Genomic DNA, 22810 nt, shown 5'->3' on the forward strand with positions numbered 1-22810 from the left:
TATTAACTCGCCAACATGACGCTACCCGTCAAAATGATCCAAATGGAGAAAAAGAGTTTTAATACTTTTACTGGGAGAAAGAGTGCTAATTTACGAGCAAGTAATCCTCCGATAATGGCGCCAGGGCCTGCGAATAACACTAGCTCAAAGAGGGCATGGCTATTTGTTGAAAAAATATGGATAGGGCTTGCCGACCAGACTGTAATCGCAGAAACAACAACGCCAGTGGCGACCGCCATTTTGGCGCATAGTCCCCTTATCATGAGATAAATGACGACTAATTCGCCGACGCCTACCGATAACCAAGCTGTGATAATACCGCCGAAATAGCCAATGAGAGCGAGCCAAATAAAATCGACCGGCATTATAGAGTGAGTGATTTGTGTGCTTTTTTTGCTACTGATAATGATGGCGATACCAAGCACTATCGAGAAAATGCTAAAGCTGGTGTGTAGCGAAGAGGGCGAATTGAGTTGTAGTAATTGGCTACTCCAGAAACCTAAGACAGAAAAGAAGGCTGCAAGTAATGATGCTTTTACAAAACCAGACCATGCATCATCTTCTCGATGGTGCTTTTTATAATGCAGTGACCATGAAATCGCGCCTGCTGTCATGCCAAAGCATTGGATCATAAATGAAGTCGAGACACTTTGAGACTCACTAAAGTTGAGGCTCGAAAATACCGGAATAAAGATGACTCCACCGCCAGCTCCCGTCGAGTTTGCAAATATCGCTCCTGTGATGCCTAGAAAAACGAAGCGTCCATATTCTTGGATAAGATCAAATAGCGAATAAAAATGGTTCGCCCAAAATAACCAAGCTCCACAGAGTAGTAATACCAAACTGAGGTTTAGGTAATACCGATTTAAGTGCGGAGCAGGCTGGGTATTATTGGGCACAAGTGTGTTAATGGGATTCATCAATAGCTACCGTGATCTTTGTCATGTTATCGCTATGTTATCAATGAAAGACAGCGTTGTCATGTAAGCTTGAATAAATAAATTAAACATTTTAAGTATATGAAAAATTAGCATTAATTATGTCTTTCCATAAAAAATAACAATAATTGTCAAAAAAATGTAGAAATCCTGTTCTTTCTTGTGTACCTTAATAATGACAGCGCTGTCATCTGCTTGTGTGACGCGTTGTTTGTAAGGTCTGCATGAGAGGATGAGGTCTCCTTATCATGTGTTTGGCAGGAGTATTGCTGTCGGGCGGCGATACGTTTGTCTTTGATATTTTGATAGTCTCTCCCCAGAAACTAGCGTGGGCTGGGTACTGTAAGCAGTGCCCAGCCATTTTTTTAGGATGTTTTTACGGTATTACTCAACTGCCTACCTCAGCACTTGAACGTTAGCGGCATAGATAAATAAAACTCACTGGTATAAACCAGATAATAAAAGAGGCTGCAATTTATGGCGATTCATTTAACGGCTGCGATGCGTGTCATTGCAATTGGCATGTCGAGTGTCATTGGCCATGTCACCGCACTCATCATGACAAGAAGAACGGTTTGCATACCCCTGTTTATAATGGCATTAGCGTTTTTTTCGGCATTTTCCTCTTTTGCTGTATTTGCTACCGACACAGCCACAAACAATTTAGCTTCAAATTCTGATGTGTCTAAATCGTCTGCACAGGTTTCAAAAAAAATCACCACCGCGATACAGCAGGAATGGTTGCTAAAGTTACTTGAAGAAGCACTGCGGCGCTCGGATTCGGGTTATCAAGTGCAAGAAATGTCGACTCAAATGAATCAAAAGCGCAAGGTCGAAGAAGCACTCGCTGGGACAGTAGACGTGTTTTGGAGCATGACCTCAAAAGAATTGGAAGAAACTGTGCTTCCCGTGCGCATTCCATTGTTTAAAGGGTTACTCGGTAATCGGCTGCTGATTATCCGTAAATCGGATGAGGCACGATTTGCTAATGTGAAAACCATGGCGGATTTTAGGCAGTTAAAGGCGGGGCAAAATCGTTATTGGCCCGATGCCACGATTTTAGAAGCCAATGGATTACCCGTCGTCACTAGCTATCAGTACACCAATTTATACTCCATGTTAGAAGGCGGGCGTTTCGATTATCTTGCCCTCGGCGCTCAGGAAATTGGCGAAGAACTCGCAAATCACCCCGATCCCGCACTTAAGGTCGATAGCCATATCCTGCTGCAATATCGTTCGCCAGCTTATTTCTTTGTTTCCCCTAAGCGCCCCGAACTTGCTGCGGCCATTTTAGCCGGGCTTGAAAGTATGGTAAGCGACGGCTCTTTTGATGAGATGTTTAATCGCGAGCTTAAAATTGAGCAGCTGTACCGTGAGGCTAAGTTTGAACAACGGGTGATTATCCGTCTTGATACACCTGATTTAAGTCCATTAACACCAATAGAACGCACAGAATTATGGTTAGATCTTTTTAGTATGCAAGGTGCAAAATAATGAAAACATTAGCCTTAAAAGTACAGATTGGATTAGCGGCAGCAATTTTTATGATTGTTAGCGTTCTGTTCGGTGCATCTTACTGGCTGGCGAGCGATAAGTTGGCTGCCAGTGAAACTGAGTTTGAAGAAAATACCGTCGCCAATTTGCAAGTGACCATGGCGCAGCCCATTTTTACCTACGACTATGAGCAGATCCGTGCAGTGCTATCTGTGATGCTTAAATCTGCGCAGATTTATCATATTGTCGTGAGTGACCATCGCGGTAAAGTGTTAGCCGAGAGTCAACAGGCTCAAATAGTGGCCGATGAGTATCTAGTGAAACGTGAAATTCAATTTGCTGAGCAAGGTAACCCAACGGGCCAATTGGCTATTCAGTTTTCTATGTTGCCTATTCGCGCTCAGTTGTCAGATTTACTCTTAGGTTATTTCTTGCAGGCGTTGTTAATTCTCGGTGGCAGTTTATTTGTTATCTTCATTATTCTTAAACGTTTAGTGATTAATCCACTTGGGAATGTGGTCCGTGCTATGGAAGAAATTGCCAGCGGTGACGGCGATTTATGCCACAGATTACCCGTTGAGAGTCAGGATGAGATTGGTCAGCTTGCCAAGGCATTTAATGGTTTTGTTGAGCAAATTCACGGCACGATTTCCAGAGTGCACGAAACCTCAGGGCAATTACTGGGCGATGCCAAAGCGCTTGGTTCACTGTCGCAAACCAACAATGATCGTGTGCAAACCCAATTAAAAGAAACCGAGGCGGCAGTGACGGCTGTAACTCAGCTGAGCGCCAGTGCCAATGAAGTCGCCATTAATGCGAAACGCACCGCGGATGCGGCGAGTCAGGCCGATAAAGCGGTCGATGACAGCCAGCGGCAGTTCGATTCGGGATTAGACATTACTCGTAAACTGGCATCTGAATTAGCCCGCTCGGCACTGTCTGTTTCACAGTTACAGCAAGAAACGCAAAAGATTGATGAAGTCGTTGTAGTCATCAACAGTATTGCCGAACAAACCAACTTACTGGCGCTTAATGCTGCGATTGAAGCGGCGAGGGCGGGTGAACAAGGGCGCGGTTTTGCTGTGGTTGCCGACGAAGTGCGTACGCTGGCGAGCCGAACCCAACAGGCAACTGGTGAAATACAGAAAATGATCCAGCAGGTCCAGAGCCGAGTGGCCGAAACGGTCACTGTGATGCAAGCGAGCCAAGCCCTCTCAACTCAGGGCGTTAACCGCTCAGAAGAAATTAAGTTAGTGCTTACTAAAGTGACTGATTTAGTCTCAAATATCAGTAATATGAACATCGAAGTTTCCCATGCGGCACAGGAGCAAACCTGCGTCACCGAAGCGATTTCTCGCACGTTAAATGATCTTGCCAATGTCTCAGGTTCAGCCTCACTCGATAGCGAGCACTTAGCGCACTCGAGCGAGCGACTGTTTCACCAAGGGGAAAGACTGCGGACGTTAGTAACTTCCTTCAGATTATAGCCATTTCTGGAGCTAGATAAGGATAATCATGAATAAAACACTTTCAGCAAGCGCCATTTTACTGGCTTTAGGATTAGCGGCCTGTTCCGAGGCGCCTGTGACGCCTTCCGCAGCGTCAGCCGATAAGGCTGTAGCTCAAACACAGCAAGCTCAGGACGCATTAACTCAAGCGCAGTTACAACAACTCGGGGATTCGTTAGTCGTAACTTATCGTGTTGTGACCAATGTGCCAGACGATAAGTGCTTAAAAGATAAAGCCGATGGTCGCTGTTTTGTCGCTCAAATTGATTTCGTGCCCGGTATGGATTTAGCCAGCCAAGATTGGGAAATTTATTTAAGCCAAATGCGCCCAGTGCAATCGGTTGAAAGCGGTGAGTTGACGATAACGCACGTTAAAGGCGATTTACATCGTATTACGCCAACGGCCGCTTTTAAGGGATTTGTTAAGGGCGAGAAAATGCAACTGACATTCCGTGGTGAGCCGTGGCAATTGGCTGAAACCGACGCTATGCCAAACTATTACCTCGCAGCAAAAGGATTAGAGCCCGTCATTATCGCCAGCACTCAAGTGGGTAAAGATGCCGAAACGGGTTTAGAGACGCGTCCGTATGTTGAAGGGTTTACGAATTTTAAAACCCAATATCAACGCACTGAAACGGATAAACTCGCGCCAGCCGATGCCGCGCAATTATTTAAAGCCAATCGAAGCGTGAGTGAAGATGCCGCCTTGGCTGTGGATACCATTATCCCAACGCCACAAAAGGTGAAGATCCATTCAACCGATACACCAGTATCCCTTGCTGGTGGTATTAAGCTCGAATATCAGCATGATAACCCAGAGCAAAAGCGTCAAGTTGCGGCGGCGGTGGTACGTTTAGCTCGCCTGGGTGTGGCTGAATCTGCGAGTGGCATTACGGTGAAATTTGCCAGCCAAAAAGGGGATGAGGGCAGTTATCGCTTAGATATTCAGCCAACTGAAATTGTGATTGCTGCCAATGATGCGGCGGGCTTCTCTTACGGTTTGTCATCATTAGCAAGCCTTGTGGATGTGAATTCGCTGAAAGTGAATGCGATGACCATTGAAGACAGCCCACGTTATCCGTTTCGTGGTATGCACATTGATGTGGCACGTAATTTCCACAGCAAACAATTGTTGCTGGATTTGCTCGACCAAATGGCGGCTTATAAGCTCAATAAACTGCATTTACACATGGCTGACGATGAAGGTTGGCGACTCGAAATCGACGGGCTACCTGAGCTGACCGACATCGGTAGTAAACGTTGTCATGATCTTGCTGAAAATACCTGTCTGTTACCACAACTGGGCAGTGGTCCTTTTGCGGAGTCGAGCGTTAATGGTTTCTATACTAAACAAGACTATATCGACATAGTGAAATATGCCGAGGCGCGTCAAATTCAAGTGATCCCATCGATGGATATGCCGGGTCACAGCCGCGCCGCGATTAAAGCGATGGATGCGCGTTTTCGTCGATTACAGGCTGAAGACGTAGAGCTTAAAAACACGGGCAAAGTGCAGGTTGTCCCTGTGCAGGAGACGGCAAATCAAGCTAGCGCAGCGGTAAAATCGTTAGATGCGGGCGCTCGTCAATTGCAAGCTGAAGGGAAAACCACTGCAGCTGAGCAATATTTGTTATCCGATGCAAACGACAAAACGGTCTATTCTTCAGTGCAATATTACGACGACAACACGCTTAACGTCTGCATGGAATCGACTTATCACTTTGTCGATAAAGTGATTGATGAAATTGCCAAGTTACACCAAGCCGCGGGTCAACCATTGACGCGTTACCACATTGGTGCCGATGAAACGGCGGGAGCTTGGAAACAATCTCCGCAGTGTTTAGCATTTGTCGCCAATAACGATAAAGGCGTTAAGTCGATAGATGACTTAGGCGCTTATTTTATTGAACGAATTTCGACTATGTTAGCGGCAAAAGGCATTGAAGCAGCAGGATGGAGCGATGGTATGAGCCATGTTCGTCCTGAGAATATGCCCGCTAAGGTGCAGTCTAATATTTGGGATGTGATTGCCCACAAAGGTCATTCGCGCGCCAATCAGCAGGCGAATCTCGGCTGGGAAACCATACTTTCTAATCCTGAGGTATTGTACTTTGACTTCCCCTATGAGGCCGATCCTAAAGAGCATGGTTATTACTGGGCGAGCCGCGCGACCAATAGCCATAAAGTCTTTAGCTTTATGCCTGATAATTTAGCCGCTAACGCCGAGCAATGGACCGATATTGAAAATCAGCCATTCGAAGCGGATGACAGAATAAAACTTGATGAGGCGGGTAACAAAGTCTCGGGTCCAAGGGAGAAAGGTAAACCCTTTACTGGCTTGCAAGGGCAGGTTTGGAGTGAGTCGATTCGCAGTGACGATACGATTGAATACATGGTGTTTCCGCGTTTGTTGATGCTGGCTGAGCGTGCTTGGCATCAAGCTGCGTGGGAAGTGCCTTATCAGTATCAAGGCGCTGTGTATAACCAAAGCTCTGGGGCTTTTACCTTAGCCATGCGTGATGCACAGGCAAAGGAGTGGCAACAACTTGCGAATACCTTGGGCCACAAAGAGTTTATCAAGCTAGATAAAGCGGGGATTGATTATCGCGTACCGACGGTCGGCGCCGAGATCCGTGACGGTAAACTGTTTGCTAATATTGCCTATCCCGGGCTCAAACTTGAATACCGAAGCCTCAATGGCCAATGGCAAGTTTATCAAGCGGGATTGGCGGTCACTGCACCGATTGAGATCCGCGCCATTGCGGCCGATGGTATTCGTAAAGGCCGAAGTTTAATCGTTAACTAAATCGTTTTTATATCTGGCTGTATTTTAAAGATAAAATACAGCCTTTTTGTTTTTCTATGTCGGTGATTTTCGAAATTTTATTTTAGATGAAGAATTGCCTTAAAAAGTAAATGACAGCGCTGTCATTTTTGCTGTAACATTGAGTTAACTAAAGTTGAGCGCTGTATTAACGGCAAATAATAAGCAACGGTAGCGCTGCATTGATAGGTGAAGAGGGGTGTCATGGGGTTAGTCCAGACAAAAGATCAACCACTGTTTATAGGTGTAGATGGAGGCGGTAGTAAATGCCGAGCCACCATCTACTGCGCAGACGGTACCGTTTTAGGGACAGGTGTTGCAGGACGTGCAAATCCACTGCATGGTCTCACACAAACATTTGAATCCATTGAAGCATCGACTCGCCTGGCGTTGCTGGATGCGGGCATGAACGAGAGCGATAGTCACTTGCTGGTGGCGGGTCTTGGTCTTGCTGGCGTAAATGTCCCTAGGTTATATCAAGATGTTATCAACTGGCAGCATCCTTTTGCGGCCATGTATGTCACCACAGATCTGCATACGGCTTGTATTGGTGCCCACCGCGGTGCCGATGGCGCTGTGATCATCACGGGTACTGGCTCTTGCGGTTATGCCCATGTTGGTGATACCAGCTTGAGTATTGGTGGTTATGGTTTTGCATTGGGCGATAAGGGCAGCGGTGCTTGGCTTGGATTAAAAGCCGCCGAACACGTGTTGTTAGCACTCGATGGCTTTGCCGTACCAACCCGATTAACTGACATGCTGCTGAGCTACTTTAAGGTCACTGATGCGCTCGGTATTGTCGAAAATCTAGCCGGTAAATCATCAAGTTGCTATGCCGCATTAGCCAGAAGCGTACTCGATTGCGCCAATGAAGGTGACGCGGTCGCGACGGCCATAGTGCAAGAAGGCGCAGATTATATTAGCGACATGGCGCGTAAGCTATTTAGCCTTAATCCGGTGCGTTTTTCTATGATCGGTGGCCTTGCTGAGCCTTTACAAGCCTGGCTCGGTGCCGATGTGGTCGCTAAGATTTCAGAAACCTTAGCACCACCCGAACTCGGTGCTATGTATTTCGCCCAGCAAGAATTTAATAAGTCGTTGTCAGTGCACATAGGCACTGAAGCCAAATCCTGTATTTGAACGTGAAGGTAAAAGACATGACAAACACTATTATGGAACAAGAAGCTCGCACTGCACCGCAAAAAATTGCGGGTCAATTAGAAGCTAACGCTGACATCATGCAGCAGTTAGGTGAGAAACTGCGCGCCTTCGCCCCTCGTTTTGTGATGATAGTAGGTCGCGGCTCATCGGATCATGCGGGAGTGTTCGCTAAATACTTATTTGAAATCGAAGCTGGCGTACCGACCTTCGCCGCCGCGCCTTCAGTGGCGAGTGTGTATGGTAAAACCTTGAAACTCGAAGGCGCGTTAGTGATTGTGATTTCACAATCTGGCCGTAGCCCTGACATTTTGGCGCAGGCGCGTATGGCAAAAAATGCTGGCGCTTTTTGTGTTGCCTTAGTCAATGATGAAACCGCACCGATTAAAGATATCGTCGATGTTGTTGTACCTTTACGTGCCGGTGAAGAAAAAGCGGTTGCCGCGACTAAGAGTTATCTCGCAACTTTGTCAGCGATTTTACAACTTGCCGCCGCCTGGACTCAAAGCGAGTCGCTTGCTAGTGCCGTAGCGTCTTTACCCCAAGCGCTGCAAACGGCGGTGGACGCTGAGCCGCAGCTCACGCCAGAATCCGTTGCCGACGTGAAGAACTTAGTCGTACTCGGCCGTGGTTTAGGTTATGCGGTATCTAAGGAAATCGCACTTAAGCTAAAAGAAGTGTGTTCAATCCATGCCGAAGCGTTCAGCAGCGCCGAGTTCCTCCACGGCCCTGTCACTTTAGTTGAGAAAAAACTCACTATCGTCGATGTGTGTATTGGCGATGAATCCTACGCTAGCCACATAGAACAGATTGAAAACGTGAGCCAACGCGGCGCCGATTTAGTGCATCTGAATCAAACCTCGACTGACATTCACCCACGTGTGGCGCCGTTAGCGTTATTACAACGTTTCTATATCGATGTGGCTGCGGTTGCGATTGCCCGCGGTATCGATCCCGATCAACCTGCTGGCCTTAAAAAAGTGACCCAAACGCTCTAAGTTGCTTAGCTTTAAGCGGCAAAGTGTAAGAGGTCTAGGTAGGCTGCACGATTAAACATCTGCAGCTAAGTCAGCGCAGTTAACTTAATTAAAGACTTAAGTCACTCGTGTTATTTATTGAAAGAGGTTTGCGATGAAAATCACCTTGATCGCCGAGCGTATTTTTGATGGTGAGTATTTCCATCAAGATGTGCCTGTGACTGTCGAAGACGGGCACATTCTGGCGTTTGATACGGTTGTTGGCGCGAAGGAAATCCGCCAAGCTGGCATGCTGGTGCCTGGTTTTATCGATGTGCAAGTGAACGGTGGCGGCGGGGCGTTATTCAATGCCGATCCGAGTGTTAATTGCATTGAGACTATCGGCCGTGCCCATGCGCGTTTTGGCACGACAGGTTTTTTACCTACGCTTATCACCGATGATGTCAGCGTGATGGCCAATGCGGCCGATGCCGTGGCCGAGGCTTTAGTCAAAGGTTGTGCTGGCGTTTTAGGGGTGCATTTTGAAGGGCCACATTTATCTGTGCCTAAAAAAGGCGTGCATCCACAGGGTTTTATTCGCGAAATCACAGAGGCTGAACTCGCGGTATTTTGTCGTCAAGATCTGGGGCTTAAAGTGGTCACGCTTGCACCTGAAAATGTGTCGCCAGAGGTGATCCGTACGCTCGTTGCCTCGGGCGTGAAGGTGTGTTTGGGTCATTCTAATGCTGACTACGATACAGTTATTGCGGCATTAGCGGCAGGCGCGACGGGTTTTACCCATCTTTATAATGCTATGTCACCACTGGGTTCCCGCGAGCCGGGCATGGTGGGCGCGGCGATTGAGAGTGAAACCGCTTGGTGTGGGTTGATTGTCGATGGTCATCATGTGCATCCCGCGGCGGCAAAGGTCGCACTAAGGGCAAAGCCGAGGGGAAAAATGATGTTAGTCACAGATGCTATGCCGCCTGTCGGTATGGACGGTGAGACTAGCTTCGAGCTCTTCGGTACGCAAGTGCTGAGAGTCGGCGACAGATTAAATGCCGTGACCGGTGAGCTGGCGGGCTGTGTGCTCGATATGGCGACTGCGGTCAATAATACCGTCAACTTGTTAGGTTTACCTTTGGCGGAAGCCTTAAGAATGGCAGCACTTTATCCCGCTCAGTTCCTCGGGATTGATCATAAAGCGGGCCGTTTAGCACTGGGGAACAGGGCCGATCTGGTTTTGCTCGATGCGCACAACAAAGTGTTGGCAAACTATATTGCGGGGCAGGTGGCCTATTCAGGGCCGATTTATGCAGGGCAGGCAATTGGGGCTCGTCCTTAAACTGGGTTTGCAGCAAAGGTAATGTTTAACATCTATACCCAAACTACCTGAAAATGCAGGATTCAGCGGGAATGTAACGCACTTTAGGCAATGCCATTTATTGCTCCTGCATAAATGGCATTCACGCCATCCATGGCGATTGCGGTTATTTGCAGACCTAGTGGACTAAGTTAAAAATAACCAACGCAGTATAAAGTGCGTTACAACCCGCCGGGACGGAGCGCCTAGGGCACTCCACTTCCGTGTTGCATCAATTCAAAAGGTGGCCGACATTCTGTCATTGATGCGCCTTGAATTGAAGCACCCTAGGCGCTCTGAAACTCGTATCTTCAGGTAGCTTGGGTATAGCCCTTGTCATATTTTGATGACAGGGGCTAAGTTTTTTTATTGTACAGCACTCATTTTAAACAGTATTAGTTTTGTACAGTATTAGTTTTGCTCAACTTTTATAAAAGCTTTTAATAACAATAATAAAGGATGATGGCATGGGGACAACACAGACAAACGCAATTGCGCCAGTAAAGGTGAATAAACCTAGGTTGATGTCGCTGGATGCACTGCGCGGCTTCGATATGTTTTGGATTTTGGGCGGTGAGGCTCTATTTGGTGGCTTGCTTATTTTAACGGGCTGGGCAGGTTGGCAATGGGGCGATGAACAGATGCACCATAGCCAATGGCATGGTTTTCACTTCTACGATTTGATTTTTCCGCTGTTTATTTTCCTCTCTGGTGTGGCCTTAGGTTTATCTCCCAAACGTTTAGATAAATTACCGATGAAGGATCGATTACCTATATATCGGCATGGGATTAAACGACTCTTTTTATTGCTGCTACTGGGCATTTTATACAATCACGGTTGGGGAACAGGCGTACCTGCCGATCCTGAAAAAATTCGCTATGCCAGTGTGTTAGGTCGAATCGCCTTTGCATGGTTCTTTGCCGCATTACTGGTGTGGCATACGAGTCTACGAACGCAAGTTATTGTCGCCTTGGGCATTTTACTCGGTTATGGCGCAATGCAACTTTGGTTGCCTTTCCCCGGTGGACAGGCGGGCGTCCTCTCGCCAACGCAATCCATCAATGCCTATGTCGATTCAGTTTTACTACCCGGCATAAGCTATCAGGGGCGCACGCCCGATCCTGAAGGTTTATTGTCGACCATCCCCGCCATAGTCAATGCGTTAGCGGGTGTGTTTGTCGGCCACTTTATTGTTAAATCCCATCCTAAAGGTGAGTGGGCCAAAGTGGGATTACTCGCCGTAGCGGGTGGTGCTTGCTTAGCCTTAGGTTGGCTGTTGGATCTTATCATTCCGGTTAATAAAGAGCTGTGGACCAGTTCATTTGTGCTGGTGACGTCGGGCTGGAGCATGATTCTGCTGGCAGTGTTCTATGCCTTAGTCGATGTGCTTAAGTGGCAAAAAGCCGCCTTTTTCTTTGTGGTGATAGGCACCAACGCCATCATCATTTATTTAGCGTCGAGCTTAGTGGATTGGAAATATATTGCTCAAAGTGTGTTTGGCGGCTTAGTGCAGGCCTTGCCTGAAAGCGCTCAAGCGTTAGCTGCGGTTATCAGCTTGCTTGCGGTGCAGTGGCTGGTTTTATATTGGATGTATCGCCGCAATATTTTTGTCAGGATTTAGTCTGTTTGCTTAATCGCTTGAGATAAGTCGCACACACTCAGTGTCTGCGGCTTTTTTTACATTATTTTCTGGATGTGAGTCATCACTTACTTATAACTTATCAGTTGGCCAATCGATGATTACGAGGGAATATTCGCGAGAATTTATTAAATGACAGCGTTGTCTTTTTGTGTTATTTGTTTTAACATCACTGAAACAATGGTGCGTTTGGATGATAACATTAGCCATTGCGGACGAGTCGCGATACGGATATTCGGGAACTTAGGCATTAATTTAAACCCCGTTATCACCTAAATAATTAATTACTATAAGAAGCAGGTTTATGGAAATGACACTCGATAAAAGCCAGCAGAAAAGCAGCTTTCTCCCCATGGCCATAGTGGCCGCTCTCTTTTTCATCCTCGGATTCGCCACTTGGTTGAATGGGTCTTTGATGCCGTATTTGAAACAAATATTGCAACTCAATCCCTTTCAAGCGTCGTTGATCCTGTTTTCTTTCTATATCGCAGTGACTTTTACTGCCTTGCCATCCGCCTGGCTTATTCGCAAAGTCGGTTATAAGAATGGCATGGCGATCGGCATGGGCGTGATGATGCTGGCGGGTTTACTGTTTATCCCCGCCGCGGAAACCCAAATATTTGCCTTGTTCCTATTGGCCCAATTAGTGATGGGCACAGGCCAAACCCTATTACAAACTGCGGTTAACCCTTATGTGGTGCGTTTAGGCCCTGAAGAATCCGCCGCTGCCCGTGTGAGCGTGATGGGCATTTTGAACAAAGGTGCGGGTGTGATTGCGCCTTTGGTGTTTTCGGCGTTGATTTTAGACAGCTTTAAAGACCGTATTGGTACTGAGCTAACTCAAGTACAAATTGAAGAAATGGCTGACGGTTTAGTATTCCCCTATTTAGGCATGGCCATTTTTATCGGTATCTTAGCGCTCGCGGTAAAAAAATCACCTTTGCCAGAGTTGTTGAATGAAGATGAAGCTGCTGAAAATACCGATAAAGGGCAACTTAAAGCGGCATTATCTCACCCTAACTTAGCCTTTGGCGTGTTAGCGCTGTTTGTTTATGTTGCTGTAGAGGTTATTGCTGGCGATACCATTGGTACATTTGCTTTGTCTTTAGGCATAGAGTCATACGGTGTTATGACTTCCTATACTATGGTGTGTATGGTGTTGGGTTATTCTTTAGGTATCCTGTTAATTCCTCGTTTTATTTCACAGCCTAAGGCTTTGATGGTGTCGGCTATTCTCGGTTTGTTACTGACGTGCGGTATTTTGTTTGGCGACAATAATTCCTACGCTATTGCTAATGTTTTGTTAGTGCCTTTTGGCGGTGTGGCACTGCCCGATACTTTGTTGATGATTGCTTTTCTTGGTTTAGCTAATGCGATTGTTTGGCCTGCGGTGTGGCCGCTAGCTTTATCTGGTATGGGTAAATTGACCAGTACAGGTTCTGCGCTTCTCATCATGGGGATTGCAGGTGGCGCCTTTGGTCCAGTGTCTTGGGGGTTAATGAGCTCAGCGACAGATATGGGCATGCAGGGTGGTTATATTGTGATGTTGCCATGCTACTTGTTCATCCTCTTCTACGCGGTGAAAGGCCATAAAATGCGTAGTTGGTAGTCAAGTCTGTTTGAACAGCTAAAAAGAAGCCCTCGATGATGAGGGCTTTTTTGTGTCTTAGTTGGACCAAGCTAAGGCGAAATTAGAACGCGTAACTTACGCTCGCAAGCACGGTATCTGAGTTTTTGAATGCGCCATCAGAGACCTTTTGGTCACCGCTGAGATCTGTGCCCAACCAAGCTAATGAAAGTCCAAAGCCTGACAGTTCAGTCGATACACCAATGGAGTAATCTGAATAGCTATCGAAGCCTTCTCCATCATCTAAGGCATCACCCACGTTATAGCCGTAGTGCAGATCGATACTCCAGTTTTCAACAAATTCGTAGGAGTAGTTTAGTTCTCCATAGTGATAATCTAAGTCAGTACCACCGTAATCATTGGTAAACCAATAGGCTAGGCGAAAGCCCTTAAATTCCATACCCGTAATCACTTCGAAATAACCTATATCACTCTCGCCTGAGTAGTTATAACGGTTAAGGGTGATGTCGTAGGTCAGATCTTCGTTGATCTCACCACCATAGGCGACATAGAAATCGTATTCGATCGCTGGGCCGTTATAACCTGGCTCATCAAAATCCACGTTACTTGCCCAAGCGCCGACAGAGAAACCTGAGTCGAAGCTCCAATCAATACCGCCTTGCAGGGCAGGATCGCCAGCGGTTTGTGATACGCCGCGAAAACGATAGTCGTTAGTAAGACTAATTTCCCCTGTCACTTCGGCGGCGGCAATGCCGGAGAATAGGGTCGTGGTTAGCGCGAGTCCGACAAGCTGTACCAGCCGTTTTTTTTTCAGATTGTTATGCACGGTATTTCTCCCATTTTCTTTGTTGACTCGGACATGTTACTGGCGACCATGGTTATTCAATCGCGCCAGTGCATCCGTTGGTTTGCCAAACAACAGCCTAGGAAAACCCGTTGCTGTGACCTCATGGCGAGTTATTGCTAAGATAACTTAGCTTTTTTGAGGCTAACATCAGCCTCGTTGATCTCACTTTTGTTCGAAAATGACGTAAACCTTGCGGCAGGGCTCCACGACTTCCCAAGTGCCTTGAAAACCCGCGGGTATGATAAACCTGTCACCCACAGTGAACGTCTGCGATTGACCTTGAAGATCGGTGATAACACTCATCCCTTCGAGGATTTCGCAGTACTCGTATTCAGTGTAGTTTATTTTCCAAGCGCCTGATTCACTTTGCCAAATTCCACTGTGAAATTGATCACAAGGGCTAGAATAATGATTCTCTAGCCCTTGAGTTGGATTGCCAGCTAACAACTTTTCCGCCGGTAACTGATAGGTTTCGACGGGTGTTTGCGCCGTAGCAAAGCGAATAATGGCGTTGATACTCACAGTCATTTGCGATTTCCTTGTTGAGCTGACATTCAGCTATTTCATCGTTGGCATCACAAACTCGGCTTGAGTCTGTTTACCCACGGGCCAGCGGGCAGTAATTGCCTTACGCTTGGTATAAAAACGCACGCCATCGGGGCCATGCATATGCAGCGGCCCAAAGAGTGAACGCTTCCAACCGCCAAAACTGTGGAACGCCATCGGCACCGGGATCGGCACGTTCACTCCAACCATACCGACTTGTACGTGGTGACAGAAATGTCGCGCCGCTTCACCACTTTGGGTGAAAATCGCCGTGCCATTACCAAATTCGTGTCGGTTAATCAGCTCAAGCGCCGTTGGGTAATCTTTCACGCGCACAATCGCCAGCACTGGGCCAAAGATTTCTTCGCGGTAGATGCTCATTTCAGGCGTGACGTAGTCGAACAAACAGGCGCCGAGGAAATAACCCTGTGGATTTTCTTCAACACTCAGTTTACGGCCATCGACCAGCAGCGCTGCGCCTTCTTGAACACCGGCTTCAACATATTGGGTGACCTTAGCAAGGTGCTGTTTGGAGATCAGCGGGCCCATTTCCATCTCTGGCACCAGGCCGTTGCCGATTTTTAAGGTTTGAATTTGCGGTAGCAGTTTTTCCACTAACGCGTCGCCCACATCGCCTACCGCCAGCACGACTGAAATTGCCATACAACGCTCACCAGCACTGCCATAAGCGGCGCCCATTAAGGCGCTCACGGCTTGATCTAAATCTGCATCTGGCATGAGTAACATATGGTTTTTCGCGCCGCCTAAGGCTTGCACGCGTTTGCCATGTTTAGAGGCTGTACTGTAGATGTATTCAGCAATCGGCGTTGAGCCGACAAAGCTCACCGCTTGCACATCTTTATGGGTGAGTAAGGTATCGACGGCTTCTTTGTCGCCGTTAATCACGTTAAACACGCCATCGGGAAGACCCGCTTCTTTAAGCAGCTCGGCAATCCGCATCACCGAGCTTGGGTCTTTTTCCGAGGGTTTCATAATAAAGGTGTTACCGCAGGCAATCGCGATTGGGAACATCCACATGGGAACCATCACGGGGAAGTTAAAGGGCGCTATGCCTGCGACAACACCTAAAGCTTGATTAACTGACCAAGAATCGACCCCGCCACCGACTTGCTGGGTGTGTTCACCTTTAAGCAAGTGCGGAATACCACAGGCAAACTCGACCACTTCGAGACCACGGATCAACTCGCCCTTAGCATCGTCGATCACTTTACCGTGCTCGCGGGTGATAAGTTGCGCCATTTCATCTAGGTGCTGCTCGACTAAGGCTTTGAATTTAAATAGCACTCGAGCGCGGTTGAGTGGTGTCACCTGCGACCAGGTTTCAAAGGCGGTTTTAGCGATTGCGATGGCTTCACCGACTTCAGTTTCGCTTGCCAGTGAGACCTGGCCACGTAGTTCACCCGTGGCGGGTTCAAAAATATCTTGGGTTCTGGTACTGGCAGGGGTGTGCTGACCATTAACAAAGTGAGTGATCTTGAGCATAGTTAACCTTTGATGTTCCCCGCCGCAGCGGGGTGTTAAATGTGAGAGTGGAATGAGCAGCTAGCGTTATTATCCAACGGCGTTAATGGCATCGCTTAGGCTATTAACCATTTGGTCAATCTCGCGTTTATCGACAATCAGTGGTGGTGACATGGCAATAATGTCGCCCGTGGCTCGCACTAAAGTGCCGTGGCGGAAGCAGTGTTCAAACACACCGTAACCCCGTTTACCCGCGCCTTGAGCGTTAGGGGAGAATTGAATCCCCGCCACTAAGCCTGTGTTGCGAATATCAATCACATTCGGCAACCCTTTAAGGCTGTGCACGGCGTCTTCAAAGTAGCGCTCAAGCTCAAAGCTGCGTTCGAATAATTGCTCATTCTCATAAATCGATAGGGTGGCAAGCGCCGCAGCCGCGGCCACTGGATGACCGGAATAGGTGTAGCCGTGGAAAAACTCAATCAGTTCATTAGGGCCTTGCATGCAAGTGTCGTGAATAAAATCTTGCACAAACACTGCGCCCATAGGGATGGCGCCGTTATTGATAGCTTTAGCCGTGGTGATTATATCTGGGATAACGCCCCAACGCTGACTCGCAAAAGCGGCGCCAACACGGCCAAAAGCAGTAATGACTTCATCAAAAATCAGTAGGATGCCGTGCTTTTTAGTGATTTCACGCAGACGTTTTAAGTAACCTTGTGGCGGTAATATTACCCCTGCCGAACCCGACATAGGTTCAACGATCACGGCGGCAATATTCTCGGCGCCATGCAGGGTCACTAGTTGTTCTAAAACCTCGGCTTTTTCAGCGCCAAAGTGTGAGAATCCACGGGTAAATGCCGCATTTTGGATATCTAAGGTATGAGGTAAGTGATCGACGCCTTGCAGTAATTGGCCGCTAAATGCTTTGCGGTTATTGCTTAATCCACCCACAGAGATGCCGCCAAAGCCGACACCGTGGTAACCCATTTCTCGGCCGATAAAGCGGGTGCGTGAGGCTTGACCGTTGGCTCTGTGATAGCAAAGTGCCATCTTAAGCGCAGTATCGACGGACTCAGAACCTGAGTTAGTAAAGAAGACTTTGTTCAATCCCTCAGGACTGAGCTCGACTAAACGCTCGGCAAGTTCAAAGGCGATAGGATGACCCATTTGGAAGGAGGGCGCGTAGTCCATCTCTTTAATTTGTTTGCTGACCGCTTCGCTGATTTCCTTGCGACCATGGCCTGCGTTACAACACCATAAACCTGCGGTGGCATCTAACACTTTATTACCATCAATATCCGTGTAATACATGCCTTCGGCCTTGGCGAGTAACCGCGGACTGGCTTTGAATTGGCGGTTAGCGGTAAAAGGCATCCAGAAATGTTCAAGTGAGGGTACGCTTGAGGAATTGAGCGGCAAATCGGCCATAGTGTCTACCTTGTCCTGTATTTTCAGGTCTTGTTTTAGGGTGGCTAATATTTGCTATGCTATGTTAGAAATAATGAACATGGAAGAGCCGTGTGCAGTTATTTGTGGCAAAAAAGCTATTTTTGTAAAAAATATTGAATTTTATTGCTTAAACAGCGTAACCTGAAGCTCGGATTATGACTGTGATGATGTTTAGCATTTGCGTTAAAGTCGTCACAGACCACTATTTTCTTGTCGATGAACGATAAACCACACCTATACGAATTATTAAGAGGTCATCATGAGCACACCGAAGAAACGCAGCGAATGGGAAAGTCTGGCTGCCAGCCTGTCTATTAATGGTAAGGCGTTTATCAATGGCGAATACCAAGATGCCGTTTCGGGTAACACCTTTGATTGTATTAGTCCTATTGATGGTCGCTTGTTGGTAAAAGTGGCGAGTTGCGATCTTGCAGATGCTAATCTTGCGGTTGCTAATGGCCGCAGCGTATTCGAGTCTGGTGTTTGGTCGCAGCAATCTCCGGTAAAGCGCAAACAAGTGATGATACGTTTCGCCGAGTTACTGGAAGAAAATGCCAATGAACTCGCGCTGTTAGAAACCCTCGACATGGGTAAACCAATTCGTTTCTCCAAAGCGGTGGATGTGGCGGGGGCTGCCCGTGCGATTCGCTGGTCTGGCGAAGCGATTGATAAAATTTACGATGAACTCGCGCCAACGGCTCACAATGAAATTGGCATGATCACCCGTGAGCCTGTGGGGGTTGTGGCCGCGATTGTTCCGTGGAACTTCCCAATGCTGATGGCGTGTTGGAAGCTCGGGCCTGCGCTGGCCACGGGTAACAGTGTGGTATTAAAACCCTCTGAAAAATCACCCTTAACGGCTATCCGCATGGCGCAACTCGCCATTGAAGCTGGGATCCCACAAGGCGTACTCAACGTGTTGCCAGGATTTGGTCATACTGTGGGTAAAGCCTTAGCGTTGCATATGGATGTGGATACGCTGGTTTTCACAGGTTCCACCAAAATCGCAAAACAATTAATGATTTACGCTGGCGAGTCGAACATGAAACGCGTGTGGTTAGAGGCGGGAGGCAAGAGCCCTAATATCGTCTTTAATGACGCGCCAGATCTCAAAGCCGCTGCTGTTGCTGCTGCCGAAGCCATTGCTTTTAACCAAGGTGAAGTTTGCACCGCAGGTTCGCGTTTGCTGGTAGAATCCGGGGTGAAAGATGAGCTTATCACGCTTATTGCTGAGGAGTTAGCCTCATGGCATCCGGGGCATCCACTCGATCCCGCCACTGTGAGCGGCGCCGTTGTCGATAAACAACAGTTAGATACAGTACTCAGTTACATCAAAGCGGGTAAAGACGAAGGTGCAACCTTAGTCCACGGTGGCTGCCAAGTTATGGCCGACACTGGCGGTGTGTATGTGCAGCCAACGGTATTTTCTAACGTAAACAATCAGATGAAAATTGCCAGTGAAGAAATCTTTGGCCCAGTGTTATCTGTTATTGAATTTAATGGCATGGAAGAAGCGATATCAATAGCCAACGATACCATCTACGGTTTAGCCGCTGGCGTGTGGACATCGGATATCAGCAAGGCCCATAAAACCGCTAAAGCTCTGCGTTCTGGCATGGTGTGGATCAACCATTACGATGGCGGCGACATGACAGCGCCATTCGGTGGCTATAAACAGTCAGGTAATGGCCGAGATAAATCTTTGCACTCCTTCGACAAATACACAGAACTGAAAGCGACTTGGATCGTGCTATAAGCGGACTATTTTTATAACCGCTCTTTTTGTCTATATAAGAGAAGGAGCCACTTTCGCTCAATACTAAAACCTCTTTTCATATTGCATGGAAAGAGGTTTTTTATTTTTTGGAGCTCAAGCCGTCCCCATTTTTTCTAAGCCATATTTTACTTGTAAAATATGCATCTGTTACCGTGAATAAAATGTTACCGTCTTGGTTCGTAATGTTGTTGCTCACTTATACCCGATAGAATATTGACTTTAAACACTCCCATTAATATCTCAATTTACTTCCATTTTTATCTGCTTCATAAATATCGTAAGTTATCGCTTATAAATTTGTGGCTTTCAAACATTACCATTAATGCATTTAGTCATAGTGTAGTGGCATAGTGTGAAAAGTGTTGTAAGTTATTTGTGATATTATAGGGTGCTTAGATCATTGAATAAGAAGACAAGTATGAACAACGTAGAAGAGTTTGGGGCAATCATCAGTAACGCTCTCGATAGTTACAAATCTGATTTTATGGAACTTGTTAGGGAATATGCGATTTCTTGTAAGAATCAAGGTGAGGCATATTGCGATTTTTTTTGTCGACATCGCCTCTATGATGAATGGCGCATGGCTTTTAACCGCAGTATGTGAGTTTGAAGATGTTTCTGAATTTAAAGCCTTTAATTGGTATCAATTATTGAATGTTGATATAGACAATATGCCAGAAGATGATTTGTTCTCCCTACAAAATAAGCTATATGAAATCGGTTATATTTGGTTGGTGGAGCAATTAATTTCCTCTAAAAAAGAAATAAAAAGTATCGAAATTAGGTTGTTTCATAATGGCAGCAATGAATACCAATATTTGGCATAATTAGCTTCTAACAGAGCTAAACGACATCAGTCACTGGGCTCATTGGATAGACTTTTTTGTGTGTGGTTATGTCATACCGTTGGTAGTATTTACCTCTAGGGCAAGTATGAAGAACTTTATTAGCAAAGATCTAGATATTGAAGAGTTTAAAAAAAGATTTGATAACACCAGAGAAAGTTTTATAAATTCTCTAAAAACAGCAAGTAAAGGTTATCGAAATGTAAGGTTCTTCGCTTGTGATGAAAGTGGAGTCCCCATTAAATGGGTATGGGATGATGAAACGTTCACACATAACTGGGAAGAGGGCACTCTTGAAGACGCTATTCAGTTTGCCCGTCACATGATAAATAGTGGAATGTATTTTGCGTTTATGGGTTGTTTGTCTGGTTCCAGTGATCTTGATATTTGGCTGACCACCTTTGAAAACCCCATAAAGAAACCTACATGGCCAAGTGGTAAAGAACCCAAATTTGAGATTATCCATGAAGTGTTAACTCGTTAGGGCTTTGTTTACCGATCTAAATTAGGAAACAAAGCCTCGTTATGACTGCATATTTTATCTCAACGTAAGAGCATTCACCTGTAAATACGTGATTTTAGCGTGCAACTGCTGTAGCCTCGTGGAAATTTATTGTTTCTTATTTTGATCTTTTAGGATGCAGGTCTTGAGCTTTGCCATCTAAGGTTGTTCGTTATTTCCCTGTGATTTTTGCTGAGCCTTTCGCTCGTCAGCAAAGCGTTCACTCATTAGAGAGGGTGTCATGTGAATGCACTGCAAAACCCAATTAGGCAGTTCAATGTCGTCAAACTATTTGTACTGGCATTGCTAAGCTTTTTGGCCGGCTGTTCTTCAATGCAGACGGGTGAGAATGGAAACTGGGTGGGATTCACGGAAGCTGGTCAGGCTTCATTTTATGGGGATAGACATCAAAATAAGCAGACGGCCAGCGGTGAGCTTTACAAACATAAATTAAAGACGGCGGCGCATAAAAAGTTACCCTTTGGTTCGAGCGTTAAGGTCACCAATGTCGATAATGGCAAAAGTGTGATTGTGAAAATTAATGATAGAGGGCCTTTCGTGCGTGGCCGCATTATTGATCTGTCTAAATCGGCGTTCAGTAGCATAGGCAACACTTCCTCTGGTTTGATTGACGTGAAAATAGAAGTCATTAAATAGCGGCTATTTTGAAAGCAGCTGTCTAGAAAAGGACTGTTGCGAAAAGGGCTATCTCGAACACGGCCATATCGAAAAGATCGTTTTGAAAGCAGCATCATTAAAAATGAGCAGTTTGAAAGCACGCTCTTCAAAACACGGCTTCGCCGCAATCTAATGATTGAATGCACTAATAATTGAGCACATAAAATTGAGTCGACGCTTTTAAATAAAATCCCAAAGCAGACAATTTGTTAAGCTGATATTTGGGCGTTACGGCATTTGGTGAGAGACTATCGGCAGATTTGGATAACAGTAAAAGGACCCGCTATGGAATACCCACTTGTTAGTACGCAGTGGCTCGAAGCACACCTCACCGATCCCCATTTAGTCTTGCTCGATGCCAGTATGGAAACCGTTATTGGTAAAGAACCCTTAGTTTACGATGAGCCTATTTGCATTCCGCGCTCACGTCGATTCGACTTGGAAAATGTGTTTTGCGATAAGACTTCAACCCAAATTCATGCCTTGCCGATGTTTGAGCAATTCATCCAAGGGATAGCTCAACTTGGGATTGAGGTCGACAGTGTTATTGTTATCTATGATAACCAAGGCATTTATTCATCTCCACGGGCGTGGTGGACCTTTAAAGTCATGGGCTTTAATCGAGTCTATGTGCTTGATGGTGGCTTGCCTCAATGGATTGAAGAAGACCGCATTACCTCATCGCGTTATCAAGCCGAAGGCGTCGATTATGGCCCGACGGATATCGATACTTTGGCGGATGTGTTGCAATACCACCCTGAGCTTGTGATGGATGCCGAGGCAGTGTTATCACGAATTGAAGATGCCGGAACGGCGATTGTCGATGCCCGTGGTGCGCCACGCTTTTTAGGTCAAGTGAGTGAGCCGCGTCCCGGTGTGCGCTCTGGGCATATTCCTTGCTCGGTTAATTTACCCTTCGCTCAAGTACTCGATGGTAATAAAATCAAAACGGTCAGTGAGCTACAGTCTATTTATCAAGGGCTAGCAGCGGATAAATCCGCAAGGATATTCAGCTGTGGTTCTGGGATTACGGCGTGTATTTTGATCTTAGCTTCGGTCGCCGCGGGGCATAAAAATCCCATCCTCTATGACGGTTCATGGGCAGATTGGGGCAGCCGTAACGATCTGCCGATAGAGTGTTAATTGAGTATCACCATTGAAATTAGTGCTGTAGATTAATTAAGTTAGCGTGGTTTTTGTTGAACATCATGTGAC

18 protein-coding genes are annotated in these 22810 nt (G+C 46.5%); 13 read left to right on the forward strand and 5 right to left on the reverse strand.

Annotated elements, in window-relative coordinates:
- Window positions 1-2 precede the first annotated feature (2 nt).
- Window positions 3-920 carry a sulfite exporter TauE/SafE family protein gene (locus L5L97_RS00270; RefSeq protein WP_263180767.1) on the reverse strand — a complete coding sequence of 306 codons (918 nt, stop codon included), beginning with the start codon at window positions 918-920 and terminating at the stop codon, window positions 3-5.
- A gap of 495 nt (window positions 921-1415) precedes the next feature.
- Between L5L97_RS00270 and L5L97_RS00275 the strand changes: the two genes are divergently transcribed.
- From L5L97_RS00275 to nagP, 8 genes are all read left to right on the forward strand, one after another.
- Window positions 1416-2432, forward strand: a complete 1017-nt coding sequence (locus L5L97_RS00275; protein WP_263180768.1) for a substrate-binding periplasmic protein — start codon at window positions 1416-1418, stop codon at window positions 2430-2432.
- Window positions 2432-3919, forward strand: a complete 1488-nt coding sequence (locus tag L5L97_RS00280) for a methyl-accepting chemotaxis protein (protein ID WP_263180769.1) — start codon at window positions 2432-2434, stop codon at window positions 3917-3919. The genes L5L97_RS00275 and L5L97_RS00280 overlap by 1 nt, the downstream gene beginning before the upstream one ends.
- Window positions 3920-3947: 28 nt before the next feature.
- Entirely contained in the window at window positions 3948-6746 is a 2799-nt protein-coding gene (locus L5L97_RS00285) for a family 20 glycosylhydrolase (protein WP_263180770.1), read from the forward strand.
- Window positions 6747-6968: 222 nt separating this feature from the next.
- The gene (nagK, locus tag L5L97_RS00290; protein ID WP_263180771.1) at window positions 6969-7904 is read left to right on the forward strand and encodes an N-acetylglucosamine kinase; all 936 of its coding nucleotides are present in this window, start codon (window positions 6969-6971) and stop codon (window positions 7902-7904) included.
- A gap of 17 nt (window positions 7905-7921) precedes the next feature.
- Window positions 7922-8920 carry a glucosamine-6-phosphate deaminase NagB-II gene (gene nagB-II / locus L5L97_RS00295; protein WP_220592270.1) on the forward strand — a complete coding sequence of 333 codons (999 nt, stop codon included), beginning with the start codon at window positions 7922-7924 and terminating at the stop codon, window positions 8918-8920.
- Window positions 8921-9053: 133 nt separating this feature from the next.
- Window positions 9054-10223 carry an N-acetylglucosamine-6-phosphate deacetylase gene (gene nagA, locus L5L97_RS00300; RefSeq protein WP_263180772.1) on the forward strand — a complete coding sequence of 390 codons (1170 nt, stop codon included), beginning with the start codon at window positions 9054-9056 and terminating at the stop codon, window positions 10221-10223.
- Between the two features lie 485 nt (window positions 10224-10708).
- On the forward strand, window positions 10709-11863 hold the full coding sequence (nagX, locus tag L5L97_RS00305; protein ID WP_263180773.1) for a transmembrane glucosamine N-acetyltransferase NagX: 1155 nt from the start codon (window positions 10709-10711) through the stop codon (window positions 11861-11863).
- Between the two features lie 328 nt (window positions 11864-12191).
- The gene (nagP, locus tag L5L97_RS00310) at window positions 12192-13490 is read left to right on the forward strand and encodes an N-acetylglucosamine MFS transporter NagP (protein ID WP_263181008.1); all 1299 of its coding nucleotides are present in this window, start codon (window positions 12192-12194) and stop codon (window positions 13488-13490) included.
- A gap of 82 nt (window positions 13491-13572) precedes the next feature.
- On the opposite strand, the gene L5L97_RS00315 is transcribed toward nagP, so the two are convergent.
- From L5L97_RS00315 to L5L97_RS00330, 4 genes are all read right to left on the reverse strand, one after another.
- A complete protein-coding gene (locus L5L97_RS00315) occupies window positions 13573-14295 on the reverse strand; it encodes a TorF family putative porin (RefSeq protein ID WP_263180774.1) in 723 nt (240 codons plus the stop codon).
- Window positions 14296-14478: 183 nt separating this feature from the next.
- On the reverse strand, window positions 14479-14844 hold the full coding sequence (locus L5L97_RS00320) for a cupin domain-containing protein (RefSeq protein WP_198573942.1): 366 nt from the start codon (window positions 14842-14844) through the stop codon (window positions 14479-14481).
- A 30-nt stretch (window positions 14845-14874) separates the two neighbouring features.
- Window positions 14875-16365, reverse strand: coding sequence for a CoA-acylating methylmalonate-semialdehyde dehydrogenase (locus L5L97_RS00325; protein WP_263180775.1), 1491 nt, complete (start codon window positions 16363-16365; stop codon window positions 14875-14877).
- A gap of 69 nt (window positions 16366-16434) precedes the next feature.
- Window positions 16435-17772, reverse strand: coding sequence for an aspartate aminotransferase family protein (locus L5L97_RS00330; RefSeq protein WP_263180776.1), 1338 nt, complete (start codon window positions 17770-17772; stop codon window positions 16435-16437).
- A 280-nt stretch (window positions 17773-18052) separates the two neighbouring features.
- Between L5L97_RS00330 and L5L97_RS00335 the strand changes: the two genes are divergently transcribed.
- The 5 genes from L5L97_RS00335 (at window position 18053) to L5L97_RS00355 (ending at window position 22738) form a co-directional block, all read left to right on the forward strand.
- The gene (locus L5L97_RS00335; protein ID WP_263180777.1) at window positions 18053-19549 is read left to right on the forward strand and encodes an aldehyde dehydrogenase; all 1497 of its coding nucleotides are present in this window, start codon (window positions 18053-18055) and stop codon (window positions 19547-19549) included.
- Between the two features lie 524 nt (window positions 19550-20073).
- A complete protein-coding gene (locus L5L97_RS00340; RefSeq protein ID WP_263180778.1) occupies window positions 20074-20397 on the forward strand; it encodes a hypothetical protein in 324 nt (107 codons plus the stop codon).
- A 106-nt stretch (window positions 20398-20503) separates the two neighbouring features.
- A complete protein-coding gene (locus tag L5L97_RS00345; protein ID WP_105249914.1) occupies window positions 20504-20899 on the forward strand; it encodes a hypothetical protein in 396 nt (131 codons plus the stop codon).
- A gap of 261 nt (window positions 20900-21160) precedes the next feature.
- On the forward strand, window positions 21161-21574 hold the full coding sequence (locus tag L5L97_RS00350; RefSeq protein WP_263180779.1) for a septal ring lytic transglycosylase RlpA family protein: 414 nt from the start codon (window positions 21161-21163) through the stop codon (window positions 21572-21574).
- A gap of 306 nt (window positions 21575-21880) precedes the next feature.
- A complete protein-coding gene (locus tag L5L97_RS00355) occupies window positions 21881-22738 on the forward strand; it encodes a sulfurtransferase (protein WP_263180780.1) in 858 nt (285 codons plus the stop codon).
- The last annotated feature ends 72 nt before the right edge of the window (window positions 22739-22810 follow it).

Source organism: Shewanella sp. SM71, from assembly GCF_025653905.1.
Classification (GTDB): domain Bacteria; phylum Pseudomonadota; class Gammaproteobacteria; order Enterobacterales; family Shewanellaceae; genus Shewanella; species Shewanella oncorhynchi.